The following is a 17,358-nucleotide window of genomic DNA, read 5'->3' as shown; positions in this document are numbered from 1 at the left end:
CAAGTCCGCTAGTCGTCATAGGAGATAGCGTTGCAGAGTCTTGAAAATGGACAGTGGCTCAATGAGCCCAGAAAAGCAGAAGCGTCGAATACCGAACTTTCCGTAACGACCGACGCCAACACGGACTTTTGGCGAGAGACACACTATGGCTTTGTGCGCGACAGCGGCCACTTCTACGCATTCCAGGCTCAACGCGATTTCACCGCCCAGGTTCGGATCCAGGCACATTTCAACCATCTTTACGACCAAGCTGGCCTCATGGTCAGGCTCGACGAAAGACGGTGGGTCAAGACCGGGATCGAGTTCTCGGACGGATATGGCTTGCTCGGCAGTGTGCTAACCAATGAAACCTCCGACTGGGCAACGGGGCGATATGACGGCGACCCATCAGATTTTTGGATCAGGGTGACAGTCCAGAGCGGCGTTCTGAGAATACAAGCCTCATACGATGGGCAAGCTTGGCCATTGGTCCGCCTCTGCCCATTCCCAGAAGCGGATCATTACCTGGTTGGCCCAATGTGCTGCACTCCAGAGCGTGCAGGTTTGGAGGTGAGATTTAGTGAGTGGCGATTCGGGCGGGCTTTGGGTAAAGACCTCCACGATCTGACGTAGCCACCCGAGCGCTCTATACAGACGCCGAGCGTCTGATTCTGGTGCGAAGCCGACGAGACTTCGCCGAGAATGATGACCGCTCAGGAAAGGCAAACGACGGCGTGTACAGCTGGGGTCGAGGTGAAAAGCCACCGTTCAGCGTGAACTCCAGAGAAGTTTAAGCCATTTGCCCGGCGGGCGCCTTCGCCTTGAGGGGATTCGAACCGACAACACGCAATACCATCTCGATAAGCCTCTGATAAGTTGCGTGATTTTCGAAAAAGTGCCGTCCTGCCTGCATGCGTACATCAGCGAACTATTATTCAAGAACGGTCCCTAAAGATATAAACACTTGGTGCTCCGCCATCGTTTAAATCGCCTGCTCGCCTCACACAAAATGATCACCTCAAGCCTGCGAACATACCAATCCGATCAGGGCAGCGCGCGGATGAGTTAGGATAAATGTGGGAAGATTTTTCAACATTGCAGAATGTGGAGCCTTGTCCCAGAATGCTCGCGAAACTGCGATTGTTTCACCAATACCACAGTTTTCTGGGTGATGCCGCCGGCCAGAAAGACACCGCCGTTGAGACCGATCTGGCCTAATTGAGAAAAGAAATTTTTCGGCTCATCGTGGTTCATTCGAAGATGAGACAGGAAACGGTGCCGCATCTGCCCTCATTCTGGCAAATATTGATATGAAGGAGCTTCACGAGACACTGATCCACACGCCGGGCAAAGAGCGACGCCACCGGCACACCGTCATCACCCTGCTTGAGGATGAACGACTTCTGGGCATCCGAAAAATTTGATACTTTCATTGTTTCCGCTCTTGTTCCCAGCCGGGAATCTAGCGCGGAAAACTCCAATAAAAAACGATCCAGTTCTTGGGGATCAGAGCTGCAATCTACGCATCGTCCTTGATGCCGTTTCGGAATTCTCGAATACCTTTTCCGATATCGAGCATCAGCGCGGGAATCTTACCGCGTCCGAAAAGAATGAGCACGATTGCCAGAACGATGATCCAGTGCCAGACGCTGAAAGATCCCATGTGTTAATATCCTTGGTCGGTTAATTTGCGCGGTTGGACGGTGCCCAATCAGCTTCGATGTCGGGATGCTGCGCGAGCACCTTCTGTATCGCCGCCGTTTCCATCAGCGTAAACGCGGTCGAGAGCGCGTCTGCCCGAGTTGCATCGGGTGCAATGACGGTCATTCTGCGATAGCGCTGCACTGTGGAAACGCCTTGGGGAGAGATGATATGCCCCCAATTCCGTGCCTGATCGAAGTGAAGTCCATTGGAACTCGATGTCGCCACAGCCTTGTTGATGACAAACACCGAATGGTCGATGTCGGTATCGCTTTGGTTTTCAGAGATACCGACTTTCCAGGGCGCTCCATCCGGTTTTGCACCGATCGCGCGGACTTCGCCCATATCGACAAGGCTGCTTTCTACACCGCCACCCCGAAGGAGGGCGACAATCCGGTCCGTTATATAACCCTGCGCGATGCCGTTCAGCGTCACGCCCATACCGCGTTTGGACAGAGCGATACGATGCGCGTTGAAACTGACATGCTGTAAGCCGACGAGTTCACGTGCGCTTTCAAGCACGGATCGATCCGGGCCTGACGGATTTGCGTCGCCTCGGGAAAAATATTCCGCATACAGCTTCCACAAAGGCTGTACGGTGGGATCGAACAATCCGTCTGTTTCTTCCCATACGGAATGACAGACAGTCAGCAGATCCACCAGCTCCTGCGGCGGGAAGGCGAGAGCACCGGCCCTGTTGAGTTCACAGAGCGCTGAAGCCGGACGGTAAAGGCTAAAAATATCCTCCAGCCTGCTCACCTCGGCGATCACCTGACGTACAAGACCCTCCGCGTGATCACGGTCAGGATGGCTCAGGATCAGTGTCGTCGGTGCGCCGAGCGCATGCCCACGCCAGACTAGAGGCTCGGGGTGAGAAAACGCTTGTGTTCCACTCAGAACGAGCGGCAGACCAGCTCCCGCCGCCATGATCCGCAAGGCCCTGCGGCGTGTGATGGTCTCAACCATGGTGATGCCCGCCTGCCCCGTGAGCTTCGGGAGCCTGAGCATCGGAAGGCGGAACTTGCGAACCCAGAATGTAATTCTCGGGAATGTCCTTGAAGCCGACAACACGACCGCCGTTTTTCGCGGCGAAGGCGATGGCGTCCTGCTCCACAGAGAATGGTACGGCTTCAGCCGTACCCATGCCGCCCACACGAGAACTCTCGATCACGTAATGCGCCTTGCGAGCATCGACCCAATTTTCAGCGCCGGGCTTTTCCCAGCTTGGCGCCTTGCTCATGTCGGACACGTAGATCGCCGCGATGTCGCGCGGCTCTTCCGGCAGCATCGTGAAGGCAACGGTATCGCGGGCCGACGAGAACCAGATGACCTCTTCCGTCTGCTGCATGATCACCTGCCCCTTCGGACCATCATGCTCCATGACGTTCATGCCGCAATATCGTCCCATGGCTTCAGCGGTCATGGCTGTAGGAGCTGGCATGATGGCATTCTCTTTGGGGCTGCAGCCGGCAAGGAAAATGGCGGCCAAAGCCACGGTCGCGAATGTCAAGTTCATGCTTCTCTCCTTGCGAAAACGATATTGGCAATGCCAAGCGGCACGATTGCCCAGAGCAATAGCGCCACAGTCAGAATAGGTGCGGACAGACTGCTGCCGGCGGTAACGCCACCCATGCCGGACAATGTGCTGGCCGCGCCCGAACCGAGGTTGAGCAGGCGGTAGGCGTCTGTCGGGTTTGCCAAAAGCAGGCCATCCAGCAACAGCGACGGCACCGAGCGCCCCTGCGCGGCGACAAGGCCGCCGAGCAAAGCCATGTCGTAGATCAGCACGAAGAACAGCCATATGCCGACGGCGACACCGCCCGCCGTGCTGCGCTCGCGCACCAGTGTGCTGATCAGATAACCGATCGACAGGAAGACCGCACCGAGAAGGATGGAGGCTCCGAGCATGGTGGCGAAGGCACGCCAGCTTGCCGGCGAAATCACGGTTCCGGAGGCGACAAGTGCCACCGCGGCAGCGCCAAAGCCGATCAGCGTCGAAAAGGCGAGGATGGAAAGATGACCTAAAAACTTGCCGATCACGATCTCGCTGCGACCGACCGGATAGCTGAGAAGCAGGATCAGCGTCCCGCGCTCGCTTTCACCCACGATGGCATCATGCGACAGAAGCAAGGCAATGAGAGGCAACAGGAAGATGGCAAGGCTGGACAGGCTGACGATAACCACATCCAGTTGGTTCACGCCGACATTACCGGTGGGCGCGCTTCCCAGAAAAGTCAGGGTCAGTGCAAGTCCTGCCAGAAGAAGCGTGGTTGCCAGAACCCAGCGATTGCGCCGCCCTTCCTGGATTTCTTTTCTGGCGACTGTGAGAATATTGTTCATTGAGCCGCCTGCCTTCCCAGAAAATGCGCATAAAGTTCATCAAGCGTCGGCTCGGCAAGCGTCAGGCTCTCGAGAAGCGAAGGCTCTGATGTCATTTTCTTCAAAAGGTCGATCTTGTCGGCTGCGTCGACACTGACCTCCCACGCACCACCCGATTGCCTGCACCATTCACCGGACCATCGTGGCGAAGCTTCCATATCCGACAGCCTGATGATCACCCTCGTCGGGAGGCTGGCGATATGGCGCAGTTCATCAAGCGTACCGTCGGCAATCTTCACGCCCCGGTCGATGATGATCACCCGGTCCGCGCGATTTTCGAGTTCGGTCAGCGCGTGTGAAGACAAAAGAACCGTCGCACCATCTGCCCGAAGTTCGCTGATCAGGTCGTAAAAATTATGCCGCAACGCCGGGTCCAGACCACTGGTCGGCTCATCCAGCAACAGAACACGCGGCGTTCCGAGCAGTGCCTGCGCAAGCCCCAGACGCTGACGCATGCCCTTGGAATAGGTGCGAACCGGCCGGTCGACGGCCTCCGCAGCCAAGCCGACGCGCTTGAACAGAAGCTCGGCGTTTGAAAACTCGACACGTTTCAGGCGGGCATAAAAGGCAAGCGTCTCGCGACCCGTCAAAGCCATGTGGAACGACACGCTTTCCGGCAGATAACCGACACTTTGGCGAACATGAAAATCGCCGCGAGCCGGATCGCCACCGAGCATCGTCACCGACCCGCTGGTGGGACGGATGAGCCCGAGCATCAGTTTGATGAGCGTCGTTTTGCCCGCACCGTTGTGGCCGACGAGCGCAATCGTCTCCCCCGCATTCAGCTCGAAGGACACATCCTTGACGGCGGCAACACCGCCATATTGCTTTGAAACACTTGTGGTAATGACCGAGGCTGTCATTGGGTACTCCTCTCGACAGAGGTAGGCGTCATCAGTGGGCGGCTATCGACCACGCCTCCGGGCAGCAGCGCCGGAAACTGTGCCTGCGCCCAGCGAATGACCTGAACGGCCGGACTGGTCATCAGCAGTTTTGCCTGAGGTGCGGTCCACAGGACCTGATCGATCAGGTCGTTTGGTCGATAGGGATTGTCGGCAATACCATCGCCGTTCAGATCGAAGCCGGGATTGTCGCTCCAGTAATTGCCGCGCCCTTCATGCGACCAATCGAGATAGCGCGTGCCGACATATTTGACCTGATTGCGGTTATTTATGAAGGCGTTTCCACTCATGCTGTTGCCTTCGGATCCGGCGGTAAAATGGATACCGATGGCGCAATTCTCGAAATGATTGTCCACGAACCGGTTGCGGTTGGCGTTGTAGATGAAAACGCATTTTTCCGGTCCGAGGCGTCGATTTTCGGTCTCGCTTGCAATGTCGCTATCGCTTGCAGGCATGCCGTGCTCACCGGACTGAATGCCAGCGGAAAGCCAGCGATCGACGGGTTGCATTTCACCCAGAACGATATTGCCACTGATCTGCGAGCCGTTTGCGGTGTTCAGAAGCAGCCCATGGTCACGATCTCCTCGCGACACATTGCCCATGATCTTCAGCCGGCTGGAGAACATGATCGCGTAACCGACCGAGTTACCTGAAGAGATGTTGCCGCTGATCTCGCTGTCATTCGTGTACATGTAATGGATGGCGAAACGCAGATGGCTGAAGCGATTGCCACTGAAGACGTTCATTCTGCTGGCATTGGTCGCGATGCCGTCGCGGCCGAAGCTGATATCATTGTCGAGCACCTTGGCACCGGGCGCATTCCAGACGGTTACGCCATTTCCCATTTCGCTCGACCTGCCGCTTTTGAGGCCAACGATGCGATTAGCGCGCGCAATCGAATTTTTCGCGCCGTACAGATAGATCCCGAACAGGTTGCCCGTCACGGTATTGTCTTCGATCAGCGCATCGGTCGCCGTCCTGTCGGCGTAGATTCCGGAATCGCGGGTTTCGAGGCTTGGCCCCGAACCGCTGACGGAAATTCCACGAACGGCCACACCAGCACTGGCAATGGTGATCACGCTTCCTTTGCCATTGCCGACGACGGCGGCGCCAGTCTTGCCGCGCAATTCGATCGACTTGTCGATCACCACAGGTCCGGCATGCTCGCCCGGTTCGAGCACGAGAACGTCACCGGCGACGGCCGTGCCGATCTGGCTCTGTATAGAGACACCAATCGGCACGACACGTTCGGCAGCGTTCGCAACGGCCGGGATGGCGACCATAATGGCCGCCATCCTTGCTATCCTGATCAGGAGACGTTTCATCAAGCCGACCGTGGCTCAACGAACATGCGACCCTTCATTTCCATGTGCATGGCATGGCAGAACCACGAGCAGTAGTACCACCATACGCCCGCCTTGCTGGCCTTGAAGGTAACCGACGCAGTCGCATTCGGGCCGATTTCCATGTTGACGCCATAGTTGACGATGGCAAAGCCGTGGGTCAGGTCCTCGACTTCATCGATATTGGTCACATAGACAGTGACCTCATCGTCCTGCTTCACCGTGAAATCTTCAAGCCAGAAGGCCGGAGCCGAGGACGGCATGTAGACGCGAACCTTGTTTCCGTCGCGGATGACAGTGGCATCGAGTTTCAGATCGACGCCGTCTGCCTTTGCCTGGGCGACCGCATCCGCGAAAAACGAATCATCGCGGCTCCAGATATGAACCGGGTTGATCTTCGACGCATGGACGATCGTGGCATCGTGCGGTTCGGCGAAAGAAGGTCCTTCATGAACGATGACCATTTCATCGCCAGAGATATCGATCAGCTCATCGTTTTCCGGCTTGAGCGGACCGACATTAAGGAAACGGTCCTTGGAGAACTTGTTCAGCGAAATCAGCCACTGACCATCGGCTTCCTTGGTCTGTCCCATCGACGTGTGATTATGGCCGGGCTGGTAGTGAACGTCGAGCTTCTGGCGGATCGGGTTGACCTTCTCGCCCCCATAAGCGCGCTTTGCGTCCTCGATACTCCATTTGCAAATCTGGCTATCGATGAACAGGGTTGTGTAAGCAAAGCCCTTGCCGTCATAGGCCGTGTGGAGCGGCCCGAGACCGAGTTCGGGTTCGGCGACGACCGTATCGCGCGGCTTGATCTTGCCGGCGAAAAGGTCATCAAATTTTCTGACATCAAAAACAGTTGCCGTCGGCGAAAGCTTGCCGTTGGCAATGACATGGATGCCGTCAGGAGCGGTGTTGATGCCGTGAGGGCTGTTTGCGACCGGGATGTAGCGTGTATATGGCGAGCCATGGCGACCGTCGATGACAGGCACTCCGCCCATCGTCTTGAAATCACCCTTGGCAACAGCTTCCTCGATCTTTTTGAGATCGAAGATGACGATCCAGTCCTGCTCGTTCGCCATCATCTCTGCGAGATTGACGCCTTCCTCAGAGTTGTAGCAGGTGGCGAACGCATATTTGCCCTGGTAATCGCAATCGACGTTATCGAGGTTGCCATCGACCATAACCTGCCAGGCAACCTTCATCGTGTCGCCGTCAACGGCCGTGAAGATGGCGTGATATTGCTTGGGATCGTTGAGAACCTTGCCATCGTTCGGGATCGGCGCACGGTCTTCGCCGTTGCAGAAGACATAACCTGTACGCGGATATTTCTGCACACGCAGGCCATGGACCGTATGCTGGTTGGGCAACTGGATGATCTTGTCGCATTTCATAACGTCGAGACGAATGCGGCATACCCGCGTATTGGCCTTGTCGTTCGCGAAGAGATACCGGCCATCATATGTGCCATCGGTGAAGGACAAATGGGGATGATGCAAATCGCCGTTCAGGTAGATGCCGCCTTTGTCCGCAAGAAACTCCTTTTCTTCCGGCAACAAGCCTTCGGTCAGAATTTTGCGGCTTTCGTTCGTCAGGCCCCAGCCAGTGGCACTGCAGCGATTGAATACGGGGATACGCATAAGCTCACGCATGGACGGCAAACCGACCACACGAACCTCACCGGTCTGACCGCTGGAAAAGAAAGTATAGTACTCATCCAGTTCGCCCGGCTTCACTTCGTGGCTGTGTCTCTCCGCAGCCTGCGCGAGGGCGGGGGAAGCGCTTGCGGCCAGCAGGCCTGTCCCAGCGCCGACACCTGCGGCTCCGGCGGCCGCTGCAAATGCGGCCGAGCCCAGTAATTGCCGGCGATTGACGCCCGGTTTTTGTGATTGCTCTGACATAGTGTCCTCTCCTTGTGAAATTTCAGTTTGTTCCGCTGAGTGGTGATGGTGAGACTTTTTCAATCGGCGCGCCGTTATGGGTAACGACCGTTCTGGCCGGCGCCTCGCCACGGGATGCGGGGGATGAAAGAGCCATGAATTTTTCCCTTTTCTTGCGGACCTGGATCATGTGCGGACAGCGCTGATCGTCGTGGTAGAGCTCCTGGCAATGCATGCAGTAGATGCATTCGTTGACATTGATCTGGCCCTCGGGATGGATCGCGTTGACGGGACATTCCTTGGCGCAAAGATGGCAGGGAGAACCGCATTCGCCCCAGCGCTTGAGCCATTCGAACATGCGGATCCGACCGGGAATGGCGAGCGCGGCGCCAAGCGGGCAGAGATAGCGGCAATAGAACCGTTCGATGAACAGCCCGGCGCTCAGCATGGTCAGGGCAAAGATGACGAAGGGCCATTCACGGGCAAACTTGAGAATGATCGCAGTCTTGAACGGCTCGACCTCCGCAAATATTTCAGCGAGCGCGACGGAATAGAGCGGCAATCCGAACAGGCCGAGGAAGATGATGTATTTCACCGGCCACAGACGCTCGTGCAGACCCCACGGCAATTTCAGCTGCGGCACCTTCAGCCATTGCGCGATATTGTTGGTCAGTTCCTGCAGCGCGCCAAACGGACAGAGCCAGCCGCAGAAAGGTCCTCTTCCCCAGAACAGAAGACCGGCTGCTACAGCAGCCCACAGAACGAAGATCAGCGGCGCGGAAAGGAAGAATTCCCAATTGAAGCCGGTACGAAGCAAGTTGAAGAAGGTAAGAACATTGACGACCGACAGCTGTGCATTGGCGTACCAGCCTAGCCAGACCAGCGCGAACAGCAGATAGCCCCGACGCAGCCACTTGAAGAACACCGGACGCTTCATCAACCAGTCCTGGAAGAAGAAGATCGCGGTCAAGATCAGCAGAGCAACGACCGTGATGCCGATCTTGATACGGTTCATATCCCATATCCGCATCCACAGCGGCACTTCTTCGATGACGGTTCCTTCAGCACGGATTTCGGCAGACTGCTCGGCTGCCGGATTGACGGGTGCCGACTGCACCGCCACACTTTTCTCGACCTTTTCAACGATCACGTAGCTATCAGGCAGAGCGTAGGAGAGATGATAAGGGGTGATCGACTTGTCGCGCCCTTCCGCATTGCGCTGGACCAGCATCTGCAAATCGAACGACTGGGTAACGTCGAATGGAAACTCCTCCGGCACCACGAACAGCGCGATCTCGCGAAGCTTTGGCGCGTCGGCGGCCGCGAGTGACGGCACGCGTGTGTGGTCGCGGTCTTTGAAGCGATATCCCTGCCCATCCTGTAAAAGCTCGATCCGATCGAAAATACCGCCGCGCACATAGCCTGAGCCCTTGAAGGAATAGGCGCCATCACCGGCAACCAGAATGGCCGACTGCCCGAGCTTCAAACGCGCCGCGAGACGCTCGTAGGCAACATCGCCCAACAACGAGCGGCCGATAGACGGAACACTGGCAGGAGCAAGGTAGAGATCAATGAACCTGTCATTCGGATCGTGGGTTTCCGGTTTATCGGCGGCAACGGTTTTCCCGGCCTTACGAAAGTCCTCGGAAACCTCACCAACCGTCATGCGCAGGCTGCGCACGGAGCCATCGCCGATCAAAGTCTGCCAGTCACGGACCTCGGATTTAGAGGTATCGAGCTTGCGAGTAAACGTTGGCTCTGCCGCATTTGAGGCCGCTGCGCCACCAAGACGGTTAGAGCGGATAAGCTGAACGGCAGCGCGCGAAATACTGTCGCCCATCACGAGAACCGTAACGGTCGCGCCGCTGACGATATCCACCTGCGGCGGTGCCTCTTCGCCAGAAGCGACACGCCCAAGATCTTTGTTTAACAACGCATTCATCGAGGCAACAACCTTTGCCTCGGGTATTCCGATCAGGACGATCGGTTCTTTATGATCAACGAGTTTGATCCCCCGGATGATACCAGTAGGGTCGATTCCGACCACGATATGAATGGGCTTACCGGAGTATCCTACGGAACTCGAAAAGTCCGAGTTGAGATATGCAAACCCAACCATTTCTCCTTTCCGGAGAACGGGAGCGATAGGCGGCTCTCCAACAAGTTGACCGAAAGCATCGGCATCCTTGAACAAGTCGCTAGGCTGAAGAGATTCGAGATAGTTAGGCAACTCATTGGCGGCTTGGCCAAGAGAAACTCCTCCGAAAATCATGATCAGCCACGAACAGACTATAATTATGACCGAACGGATCGATACCCGCGTTTCCGCCCAACAGTAACGCTTTCGCATAAGGCTTCCGCGTCCTCCATCTATATCACAGTCGATAGACAGAGCTTTAGAAGACGCGCGGCCGCCGTTCGTTGATTGAAATCAAGTATGATTGATGAATGTTTATAAGATTATTGAAGCGTCAGAGGGAGGGCTTCTACCCAAGTTTCCGAGCCGGATTTATTGAGAGCTTTGAACCCGCACATCACTGAGAAAGGAGAAATCGCTCGGACGGGCAATCAAATCAGCGAGTGTGTGACGATCGAGCACTTCAAAGAAGGCATTTAATGCATCGAGTAGGATACCGCGTAAGCGGCACACCTGACCCATCCTGCAATTTCCTTGTTGCCTTTGGCACTCGACCAAATCAAAGCCAGCTTCCGTTGCTCTAACAATTGCTCCGATCGAGACATTTTCTGCTGATCGTGCCAAATTCAGTCCACCAGTGCGCCCCCGTGACGCTTTGAGTAAGTTTTCACGTATGAGAACCTGCGCGACTTTCATGAGATGGGAGCGCGAAATATCGTAGGCTCGTGCGACTTCCTCTATCGTAACCCGTCGACCATCGGAAACTGCAACGAACATCATCAACCTCAAACCATAATCGGTAAAAAGAGTAAGTTGCATCGAAACTCCTCAGGAGCCTTGGTTGGTGTCTTCTTGATGTTGGAGAGCGGAAAAGCACGTTCTGCGAACCTCCAGGCTCATCGCCGCGCGATCATATGAGAGGGTGCGCAGGTCCGGGTACTTCGATTGTAGATCGCGTATCAGCGCTTCAAGCCGATCAATATCGTCTCGCAAAATCCCTATTTTTGGCATGCTGGGCCTCCCTGTTTTAAACAATGCTATTGCAGCAGAGGCTGCCGTCCTTGTTTTTAATCAAAGACAGGCAAGAGTATCGTCGCAATATTTTTCAGCGTTTGCCTGCGCCTAGACGTGGCCCTTAAGCGAGGGAGCGTTACCCACTTTGGTTGCCACCGCGGACTGACTTAGCGTCGCAGTGAGCTCTCAAGCTGCGCAGTCGACCGGTCCAAATCACCCCTACGGGACGAGTTAAGTTGCGAATAGTGCTGGGGACAAATAGCCAAAGGCTGGGTCCAGCCGCCATCGCAAATCTGCACGATACGGCCCGGGCAACGGCTCGGCAGGGCAGCTAGCGTTTCTTAGGCAGCGGTCCAATAACTGACAGAAAAATTATCCGATATGGAAAGAGAATGCTTTTTGCCGCGGTTGATTGACATAAATCAATGACGGAGAACTTCTGCGAAGCCATGGATACGGGTTGATATGATTCCTCGAAGCGGATGCAGCCATGATGAAGAAGACAATCGCAGGGGAGCAGATTTCGTTTCGTCAGAAACGCCGCCGCGAACTTCTTACTTTTTTTGTTCTGGCTTTCGGCATCTGGCCCATTGTCGCCGTCGGCACCGTCGCCAGCTACGGCTTCATGGTCTGGGCCTACCAGATCGTCTATGGCCCGCCCGGCCCGCACGACATCACCCCGGCACGACCGAACTCAGCAGAATAACCCCATGGGTCAAGTCGCCACCACCCGTCGCGCCTTTTTGAGAGGCAGCGCATTGCGGGTCACCCAGGGATATTACCCACCCGGCGTGACGGAAGAATCCGTTCGCAACTGTTCGGGTTGCGCAGAGTGCGAAAAAGCCTGTCCTACGCAGGTTATCCTGATGCGCGATGGCGTGCCGACCGTTGATTTCGGCATAGGCGAATGCACATTCTGCAGCAAATGTTCGGAGCGATGTCCCGAGCGGGTTTTCCCGCCTGAGCCGGCCGTATCGTTTGCCCATCACGCCGTCATCGCGGACAGCTGCCTTGCCGTCAATTTTGTGGATTGTCAGGCCTGTCGCGACGTCTGTCCGCCGGCGGCCATCCGTTTCAAGCCACGGCTCGGTGGTCCGTTCGTACCCGTGCTCGACACCGATTCTTGTACCGGATGCGGCGCCTGCATTTCGGTGTGCCCCACCCGGTCAATCACCATGACGGCAAACACAAGGGAGGTGGCGCATGCGTGAGCCGCAGCATCACATATCGAGCGCGGTCGTCGTCGTGCGGCCAGAAGCAGTCGAACGCATGACGGCGGCGCTCACCGAGATCGAAGGTGTCGAGGTGCATGCCACCGGCGGCGGCAAAATCGTCGTCGTCATCGAGGGTCCGAGTTCGGGCTTTCTCGGTGAAACACTGATTGGAATTTCGGCGATGGGCGATGTCATCGCCGCGCACATGGTTTTCGAACAGACAATTGCAGAAAAGGAGATGTCGGATGACGGCAGAACTCACGCGGCGTGACGTGCTGAAAGCCCAAGCCGCTGCGATCGCGGCGTCGACCGCAGGCATCGCCATGCCGGCAGCAGCCCAATCCGTCCCCGGCGGCGTCGCGGCACTGGAAATCAAATGGTCGAAAGCGCCCTGTCGCTTCTGTGGCACCGGCTGCGGTGTCATGGTCGGCGTCAAGGAAAACCATGTCGTCGCCACCCATGGCGACATGGAGGCCGAGGTCAATCGCGGCCTCAACTGCGTCAAGGGCTATTTCCTCTCGAAGATCATGTACGGCAAGGATCGCCTGACGACGCCGCTTTTGCGCAAGCGTAACGGCGTGTTCGACAAGGAAGGCGAATTCGAACCCGTCACTTGGGAGGAAGCCTTCGATATCATGGCCGAAAAGGCCAAGAAAACCTTGAAGGAAAAGGGGCCGACGGCGCTCGGCATGTTCGGCTCCGGCCAATGGACGATTTTCGAAGGGTATGCCGCCACCAAACTGATGCGCGCCGGCTTCCGTTCGAACAATCTCGATCCCAATGCGCGCCACTGCATGGCATCTGCCGCCTATGGCTTCATGCGCACGTTCGGCATGGACGAGCCGATGGGCTGTTATGACGATTTCGAGCATGCCGACGCCTTCGTGCTGTGGGGCTCGAACATGGCGGAAATGCACCCGATCCTGTGGACGCGTCTGGCTGACCGCCGCCTCGGCCATGAGCATGTGAAGGTTTCGGTTCTGTCCACCTTCACCCATCGCAGCATGGACCTTGCCGACATTCCGCTGGTCTTCAAACCCGGCACGGATCTGGCGATCCTCAACTATATCGCCAACCACATCATCCAGACCGGCCGCGTGAACCAGGCATTTATCGACGGCGAAAGCGGCCGAGATGACTCCGATCGATTTCGAAACGTTCAAGAAACACGTGTCCGAATACACGCTCGACAAGGTTGCCGAACTCGCAGGCGTCGACAAGGGCTTTCTGGAGCAGTATCGCCGCGCACATGGTTTTCGAACAGACAATTGCAGAAAAGGAGATGTCGGATGACGGCAGAACTCACGCGGCGTGATGTGCTGAAAGCCCAAGCCGCTGCGATCGCGGCGTCGACCGCAGGCATCGCCATGCCGGCAGCCGCCCAATCCGTCCCTGGCGGCGTCGCGGCACTGGAAATCAAATGGTCGAAAGCGCCCTGTCGCTTCTGCGGCACCGGCTGCGGTGTCATGGTCGGCGTCAAGGAAAACCATGTCGTCGCCACCCATGGTGACATGGAGGCCGAGGTCAATCGCGGCCTCAACTGCGTCAAGGGCTATTTCCTCTCGAAGATCATGTACGGCAAGGATCGCCTGACGACGCCGCTTTTGCGTAAGCGCAACGGCGTGTTCGACAAGGAAGGCGAATTCGAACCCGTCACTTGGGAGGAAGCCTTCGACATCATGGCCGAAAAGGCCAAGAAGACCCTGAAGGAAAAAGGCTGTGAAGGTTTCGGTTCTGTCCACCTTCACCCATCGCAGCATGGACCTTGCCGACATTCCGCTGGTCTTCAAACCCGGTACGGATCTGGCGATCCTCAACTATATAGCCAACCACATCATCCAGACCGGCCGCGTGAACCAGGCGTTTATCAATAAGAACACCAAGTTCATGCAGGCAACGACCGATATCGGTTACGGCCTGCGCGCCGAGCATCCGCTTGAAGTCAAGGCGACCGGCGCGGCGAAAGCGGCCGAGATGACTCCGATCGATTTCGAAACGTTCAAGAAACACGTGTCCGAATACACGCTCGACAAGGTCGCGGAACTCGCAGGCGTCGACAAGGGTTTTCTGGAGCAGCTGGCGGAGCTTTATGCCGACCCGAAGATCAAGGTCATGTCGCTCTGGACCATGGGCTTCAACCAGCACGTCCGTGGCGTCTGGGCCAACCAGATGGTCTACAACATCCATCTGCTCACCGGCAAAATCTCCGAGCCGGGCAACAGCCCCTTCTCGCTGACGGGCCAGCCTTCGGCTTGCGGCACCGCCCGCGAAGTCGGAACGTTTGCCCACCGCCTGCCCGCCGACATGACCGTGACCAACCCGGAACACCGCAAGCATGCCGAGGAATTGTGGAACATTCCGCACGGCATCATTCCGGAAAAGCCGGGTTACCATGCCGTCGAGCAGGACCGCATGCTGCATGATGGCAAGCTGAACTTCTACTGGGTTCAGGTGAACAACAACATGCAGGCCGCTGCCAACAACAGCAACGAGGCCTATCTCGGTTATCGCAACCCGGAAAATTTCATTGTCGTTTCGGATGCCTATCCGACCGTGACTGCCATGACCGCTGACCTGATTCTGCCCGCCGCCATGTGGGTGGAAAAGGAAGGCGCTTACGGCAATGCCGAACGCCGCACCCACGTCTGGCATCAGCTGGTCAATGCACCGGGCGAAGCTCGTTCCGATTCTGCCCGCCGCCATGTGGGTGGAAAAGGAAGGCGCTTACGGCAATGCCGAACGCCGCACCCACGTCTGGCATCAGCTTGTGAACGCACCGGGCGAGGCCCGCTCCGACCTCTGGCAGTTGGTGGAATTCTCCAAGCGATTTACCACCGACGAGGTCTGGCCGCAGGACATCCTCGACAAGAACCCCGACTTCAAGGGCAAGAGCCTGTACGAAGTGCTTTATCAGAACGGCAATGTCGACAAGTTCCCGATCTCGGAAGTCTCGACGGACTATGAGAACCGCGAGGCCAAAGCTTTCGGCTTCTATCTGCAGAAAGGCCTGTTCGAGGAATATGCGAGCTTCGGACGCGGCCATGGTCACGACCTTGCGCCATACGACATGTATCACGAGGTGCGGGGTCTTCGCTGGCCGGTCGTCGATGGCAAGGAAACCAAGTGGCGTTACCGCGAGGGTTACGACCCCTATGTCAAGGAAGGTGAAGGCGTCAAATTTTATGGCCAGAAGGATGGCCGCGCCGTCATCCTCGCAGCGCCTTACGAGCCGCCGGCAGAATCTCCGGATGATGAGTTCGGCTTCTGGCTGGTGACGGGCCGTGTTCTCGAACACTGGCATTCCGGCTCCATGACCATGCGCGTACCGGAACTCTACAAGGCATTTCCGGGCGCCCGCTGTTTCATGAACGGCGACGACGCACGCCGCCTCGGCATCAACCAGGGCGGACAGGTGAAGATCCAGTCGCGGCGTGGCGAGATTATCAGCCGGGTGGATATTCGTGGCCGCAACCGCATGCCGCATGGCGTGATCTTCGTGCCGTGGTTCGACGCCAGCCAGCTGATCAACAAGGTCACGCTCGACGCCACCGACCCCATTTCCAAACAGACGGATTTCAAAAAATGCGCAGTCAAGATACTTCCCGTCGCGTGAGCCGGCGCTTCTGGACTTTCGTCGCGCTCGCCCTGTGTCTGGTAACGGGCACGGTGGCGATTGCGCAAACGGTCCCGCAACTGTCGGGCCGCGCGAGCCCGATGGAAAATACCGGCGCGGAACCGCTGCCGCGATGGATCGTCGACGACATCCAAAAGATGCGCAACTATCCGGACCAGCCCCCGGTCATTCCGCATTCGATCGAGGGATACCAGCTGTCGGTGAATACCAACCGCTGCATGTCGTGCCACCGGCGCGAAATGACCGAAGGTTCCGGCGCGCCGATGATCAGCGTTACCCATTACATGACCCGCGAAGGCCAGATGCTGGCCGACGTTTCGCCGCGCCGCTATTTCTGTACGGCATGCCACGTGCCGCAGGCCGACACTCGTCCGCTGATTCCCAACATGTTCAAGGACATGAGTGAACTTGGCTTCAAACCCGCGGGATCTGGCCAATGATCGGAAAGTTCAAAGCAATACTCCTCTGGGTCTGGCGGGTTCTTTCCACGCCTGCGGGAACACTGAGCCTCGGTTTTTTGACGCTCGGCGGTTTCGTCGGCGGCATTATCTTCTGGGGCGCATTCAACACCGCACTGGAGGTGACAAATACCGAAGCCTTCTGCACCGGTTGTCATGAGATGAAGGACAACGTCTACGAGGAAATGACGCGGACGGTCCACTTCTCGAACCGTTCCGGTGTGCGGGCATCCTGCCCAGATTGCCACGTTCCGCACCAATGGACCAACAAGATTGCCCGTAAAATGCAGGCTTCGAAAGAAGTTTGGGGCAAGCTTTTCGGCACCATCAACACGCGCGAAAAATTCCTGGATCATAGGCTTGAACTTGCCCAGCACGAATGGGCGCGCCTGAAGGCCAATGACAGCCTCGAATGCCGCAACTGCCACTCTTCCATTGCCATGGACTTTACCAAGCAGACCAAACGCGCGGCGGAGATACACACCCGCTATCTTCTAACGGGAAAGGCGACATGCATCGATTGCCACAAGGGGATCGCGCATGAATTGCCGAATATGGAAGGCGTTGATCCGGGCTGGAAAGTGCCGGCCGAACTTATGGGCAAGGCAGGCAACCATGGTTTGCAGGATACCGATCAACTAGCGGTGTTCCTCGAAGGCGTGGGAGGGATAAATCATCGCAGCGATTAAGGGGATGACCATTCTTTAAAAACCCGCG

14 protein-coding genes and 5 pseudogenes are annotated in these 17,358 nt (G+C 56.9%); 9 read left to right on the top strand and 10 right to left on the bottom strand.

Annotated elements, in window-relative coordinates; translation table 11 throughout:
* The first annotated feature begins 30 nt into the window (after positions 1 to 30).
* The gene (locus GAO09_RS06935) at positions 31 to 612 is read left to right on the top strand and encodes a DUF1349 domain-containing protein (RefSeq protein WP_153353310.1); all 582 of its coding nucleotides are present in this window, start codon (positions 31 to 33) and stop codon (positions 610 to 612) included.
* A 403-nt stretch (positions 613 to 1,015) separates the two neighbouring features.
* Here GAO09_RS06935 and GAO09_RS29915 read toward each other — a convergent pair.
* The 10 genes and pseudogenes from GAO09_RS29915 to GAO09_RS06885 form a co-directional block, all read right to left on the bottom strand.
* Positions 1,016 to 1,176 (bottom strand): annotated as a pseudogene (locus GAO09_RS29915) (glucokinase); the annotation flags it as partial.
* A gap of 328 nt (positions 1,177 to 1,504) precedes the next feature.
* Positions 1,505 to 1,642 (bottom strand): annotated as a pseudogene (tatA, locus tag GAO09_RS06925) (twin-arginine translocase TatA/TatE family subunit); the annotation flags it as partial.
* Positions 1,643 to 1,662: 20 nt separating this feature from the next.
* A complete protein-coding gene (locus GAO09_RS06920; RefSeq protein ID WP_153353307.1) occupies positions 1,663 to 2,646 on the bottom strand; it encodes an FAD:protein FMN transferase in 984 nt (327 codons plus the stop codon).
* The gene (locus GAO09_RS06915) at positions 2,639 to 3,196 is read right to left on the bottom strand and encodes a nitrous oxide reductase accessory protein NosL (protein WP_153353306.1); all 558 of its coding nucleotides are present in this window, start codon (positions 3,194 to 3,196) and stop codon (positions 2,639 to 2,641) included. Before GAO09_RS06915 ends, GAO09_RS06920 begins: the two co-directional genes overlap by 8 nt.
* On the bottom strand, positions 3,193 to 4,020 hold the full coding sequence (locus tag GAO09_RS06910) for an ABC transporter permease (RefSeq protein WP_153353305.1): 828 nt from the start codon (positions 4,018 to 4,020) through the stop codon (positions 3,193 to 3,195). Before GAO09_RS06910 ends, GAO09_RS06915 begins: the two co-directional genes overlap by 4 nt.
* Positions 4,017 to 4,922, bottom strand: coding sequence for an ABC transporter ATP-binding protein (locus GAO09_RS06905; protein ID WP_153353304.1), 906 nt, complete (start codon positions 4,920 to 4,922; stop codon positions 4,017 to 4,019). Before GAO09_RS06905 ends, GAO09_RS06910 begins: the two co-directional genes overlap by 4 nt.
* Positions 4,919 to 6,256 carry a nitrous oxide reductase family maturation protein NosD gene (locus tag GAO09_RS06900; RefSeq protein ID WP_235937961.1) on the bottom strand — a complete coding sequence of 446 codons (1,338 nt, stop codon included), beginning with the start codon at positions 6,254 to 6,256 and terminating at the stop codon, positions 4,919 to 4,921. Before GAO09_RS06900 ends, GAO09_RS06905 begins: the two co-directional genes overlap by 4 nt.
* Positions 6,257 to 6,285: 29 nt before the next feature.
* Complete coding sequence (gene nosZ / locus GAO09_RS06895; RefSeq protein ID WP_153353303.1) at positions 6,286 to 8,205, bottom strand: TAT-dependent nitrous-oxide reductase; 1,920 nt, start codon at positions 8,203 to 8,205, stop codon at positions 6,286 to 6,288.
* A 22-nt stretch (positions 8,206 to 8,227) separates the two neighbouring features.
* Positions 8,228 to 10,456 (bottom strand): NosR/NirI family protein, encoded by a 2,229-nt coding sequence (locus GAO09_RS06890; RefSeq protein ID WP_235937960.1) that lies wholly within the window; start codon positions 10,454 to 10,456, stop codon positions 8,228 to 8,230.
* Between the two features lie 237 nt (positions 10,457 to 10,693).
* Entirely contained in the window at positions 10,694 to 11,140 is a 447-nt protein-coding gene (locus tag GAO09_RS06885) for an RrF2 family transcriptional regulator (RefSeq protein ID WP_153353301.1), read from the bottom strand.
* A gap of 688 nt (positions 11,141 to 11,828) precedes the next feature.
* On the opposite strand from GAO09_RS06885, the gene napE reads away from it, so the two are divergent.
* The 8 genes and pseudogenes from napE to GAO09_RS06845 all read left to right on the top strand — a co-directional run bounded on the left by napE (position 11,829) and on the right by GAO09_RS06845 (position 17,330).
* On the top strand, positions 11,829 to 12,041 hold the full coding sequence (napE, locus tag GAO09_RS06880) for a periplasmic nitrate reductase, NapE protein (RefSeq protein ID WP_153353388.1): 213 nt from the start codon (positions 11,829 to 11,831) through the stop codon (positions 12,039 to 12,041).
* Positions 11,986 to 12,546: a ferredoxin-type protein NapF gene (locus tag GAO09_RS06875; protein WP_338015051.1), complete on the top strand. Its 561-nt coding sequence runs from the start codon at positions 11,986 to 11,988 to the stop codon at positions 12,544 to 12,546. The genes napE and GAO09_RS06875 overlap by 56 nt, the downstream gene beginning before the upstream one ends.
* Positions 12,539 to 12,820, top strand: coding sequence for a chaperone NapD (locus GAO09_RS06870; protein WP_153353299.1), 282 nt, complete (start codon positions 12,539 to 12,541; stop codon positions 12,818 to 12,820). The genes GAO09_RS06875 and GAO09_RS06870 overlap by 8 nt, the downstream gene beginning before the upstream one ends.
* Positions 12,795 to 13,718 (top strand): annotated as a pseudogene (locus tag GAO09_RS06865) (molybdopterin-dependent oxidoreductase); the annotation flags it as partial. The gene GAO09_RS06870 and the pseudogene GAO09_RS06865, both read left to right, overlap by 26 nt.
* 120 nt (positions 13,719 to 13,838) lie before the next feature.
* A pseudogene (locus GAO09_RS06860) lies at positions 13,839 to 15,222 on the top strand (molybdopterin-dependent oxidoreductase); the annotation flags it as partial.
* A 13-nt stretch (positions 15,223 to 15,235) separates the two neighbouring features.
* Positions 15,236 to 16,162, top strand: a pseudogene (locus tag GAO09_RS30325) (molybdopterin dinucleotide binding domain-containing protein); the annotation flags it as partial.
* Positions 16,132 to 16,623 (top strand): nitrate reductase cytochrome c-type subunit, encoded by a 492-nt coding sequence (locus GAO09_RS06850; protein ID WP_153353297.1) that lies wholly within the window; start codon positions 16,132 to 16,134, stop codon positions 16,621 to 16,623. The pseudogene GAO09_RS30325 and the gene GAO09_RS06850, both read left to right, overlap by 31 nt.
* On the top strand, positions 16,620 to 17,330 hold the full coding sequence (locus GAO09_RS06845) for a cytochrome c3 family protein (RefSeq protein ID WP_153353296.1): 711 nt from the start codon (positions 16,620 to 16,622) through the stop codon (positions 17,328 to 17,330). Before GAO09_RS06850 ends, GAO09_RS06845 begins: the two co-directional genes overlap by 4 nt.
* Positions 17,331 to 17,358 lie beyond the last annotated feature (28 nt).

The sequence above is a fragment of the Endobacterium cereale genome (genome assembly GCF_009617585.1).
In the GTDB taxonomy this organism is placed as follows: Bacteria; Pseudomonadota; Alphaproteobacteria; order Rhizobiales; family Rhizobiaceae; genus Neorhizobium; species Neorhizobium cereale.
Note: the sequence above shows the minus strand (reverse complement) of the source record. Positions and strands in the feature narration are given on the sequence as shown.

Excerpts from the sequence above, each read along its gene's own strand:
- GAO09_RS06920 (WP_153353307.1), bottom strand. The coding sequence starts at position 2,646 with ATGGTTGAGACCATCACACGCCGCAGGGCCTTGCGGATCATGGCGGCG.
- GAO09_RS06915 (WP_153353306.1), bottom strand. The coding sequence starts at position 3,196 with ATGAACTTGACATTCGCGACCGTGGCTTTGGCCGCCATTTTCCTTGCC.
- GAO09_RS06910 (WP_153353305.1), bottom strand. The coding sequence starts at position 4,020 with ATGAACAATATTCTCACAGTCGCCAGAAAAGAAATCCAGGAAGGGCGG.
- GAO09_RS06905 (WP_153353304.1), bottom strand. The coding sequence starts at position 4,922 with ATGACAGCCTCGGTCATTACCACAAGTGTTTCAAAGCAATATGGCGGT.
- GAO09_RS06900 (WP_235937961.1), bottom strand. The coding sequence starts at position 6,256 with ATGGCGGCCATTATGGTCGCCATCCCGGCCGTTGCGAACGCTGCCGAA.
- nosZ (WP_153353303.1), bottom strand. The coding sequence starts at position 8,205 with ATGTCAGAGCAATCACAAAAACCGGGCGTCAATCGCCGGCAATTACTG.
- GAO09_RS06890 (WP_235937960.1), bottom strand. The coding sequence starts at position 10,456 with ATGATTTTCGGAGGAGTTTCTCTTGGCCAAGCCGCCAATGAGTTGCCT.
- GAO09_RS06885 (WP_153353301.1), bottom strand. The coding sequence starts at position 11,140 with ATGCAACTTACTCTTTTTACCGATTATGGTTTGAGGTTGATGATGTTC.
- napE (WP_153353388.1), top strand. The coding sequence starts at position 11,829 with ATGAAGAAGACAATCGCAGGGGAGCAGATTTCGTTTCGTCAGAAACGC.
- GAO09_RS06875 (WP_338015051.1), top strand. The coding sequence starts at position 11,986 with ATGGCCCGCCCGGCCCGCACGACATCACCCCGGCACGACCGAACTCAG.
- GAO09_RS06870 (WP_153353299.1), top strand. The coding sequence starts at position 12,539 with ATGCGTGAGCCGCAGCATCACATATCGAGCGCGGTCGTCGTCGTGCGG.
- GAO09_RS06850 (WP_153353297.1), top strand. The coding sequence starts at position 16,132 with ATGCGCAGTCAAGATACTTCCCGTCGCGTGAGCCGGCGCTTCTGGACT.
- GAO09_RS06845 (WP_153353296.1), top strand. The coding sequence starts at position 16,620 with ATGATCGGAAAGTTCAAAGCAATACTCCTCTGGGTCTGGCGGGTTCTT.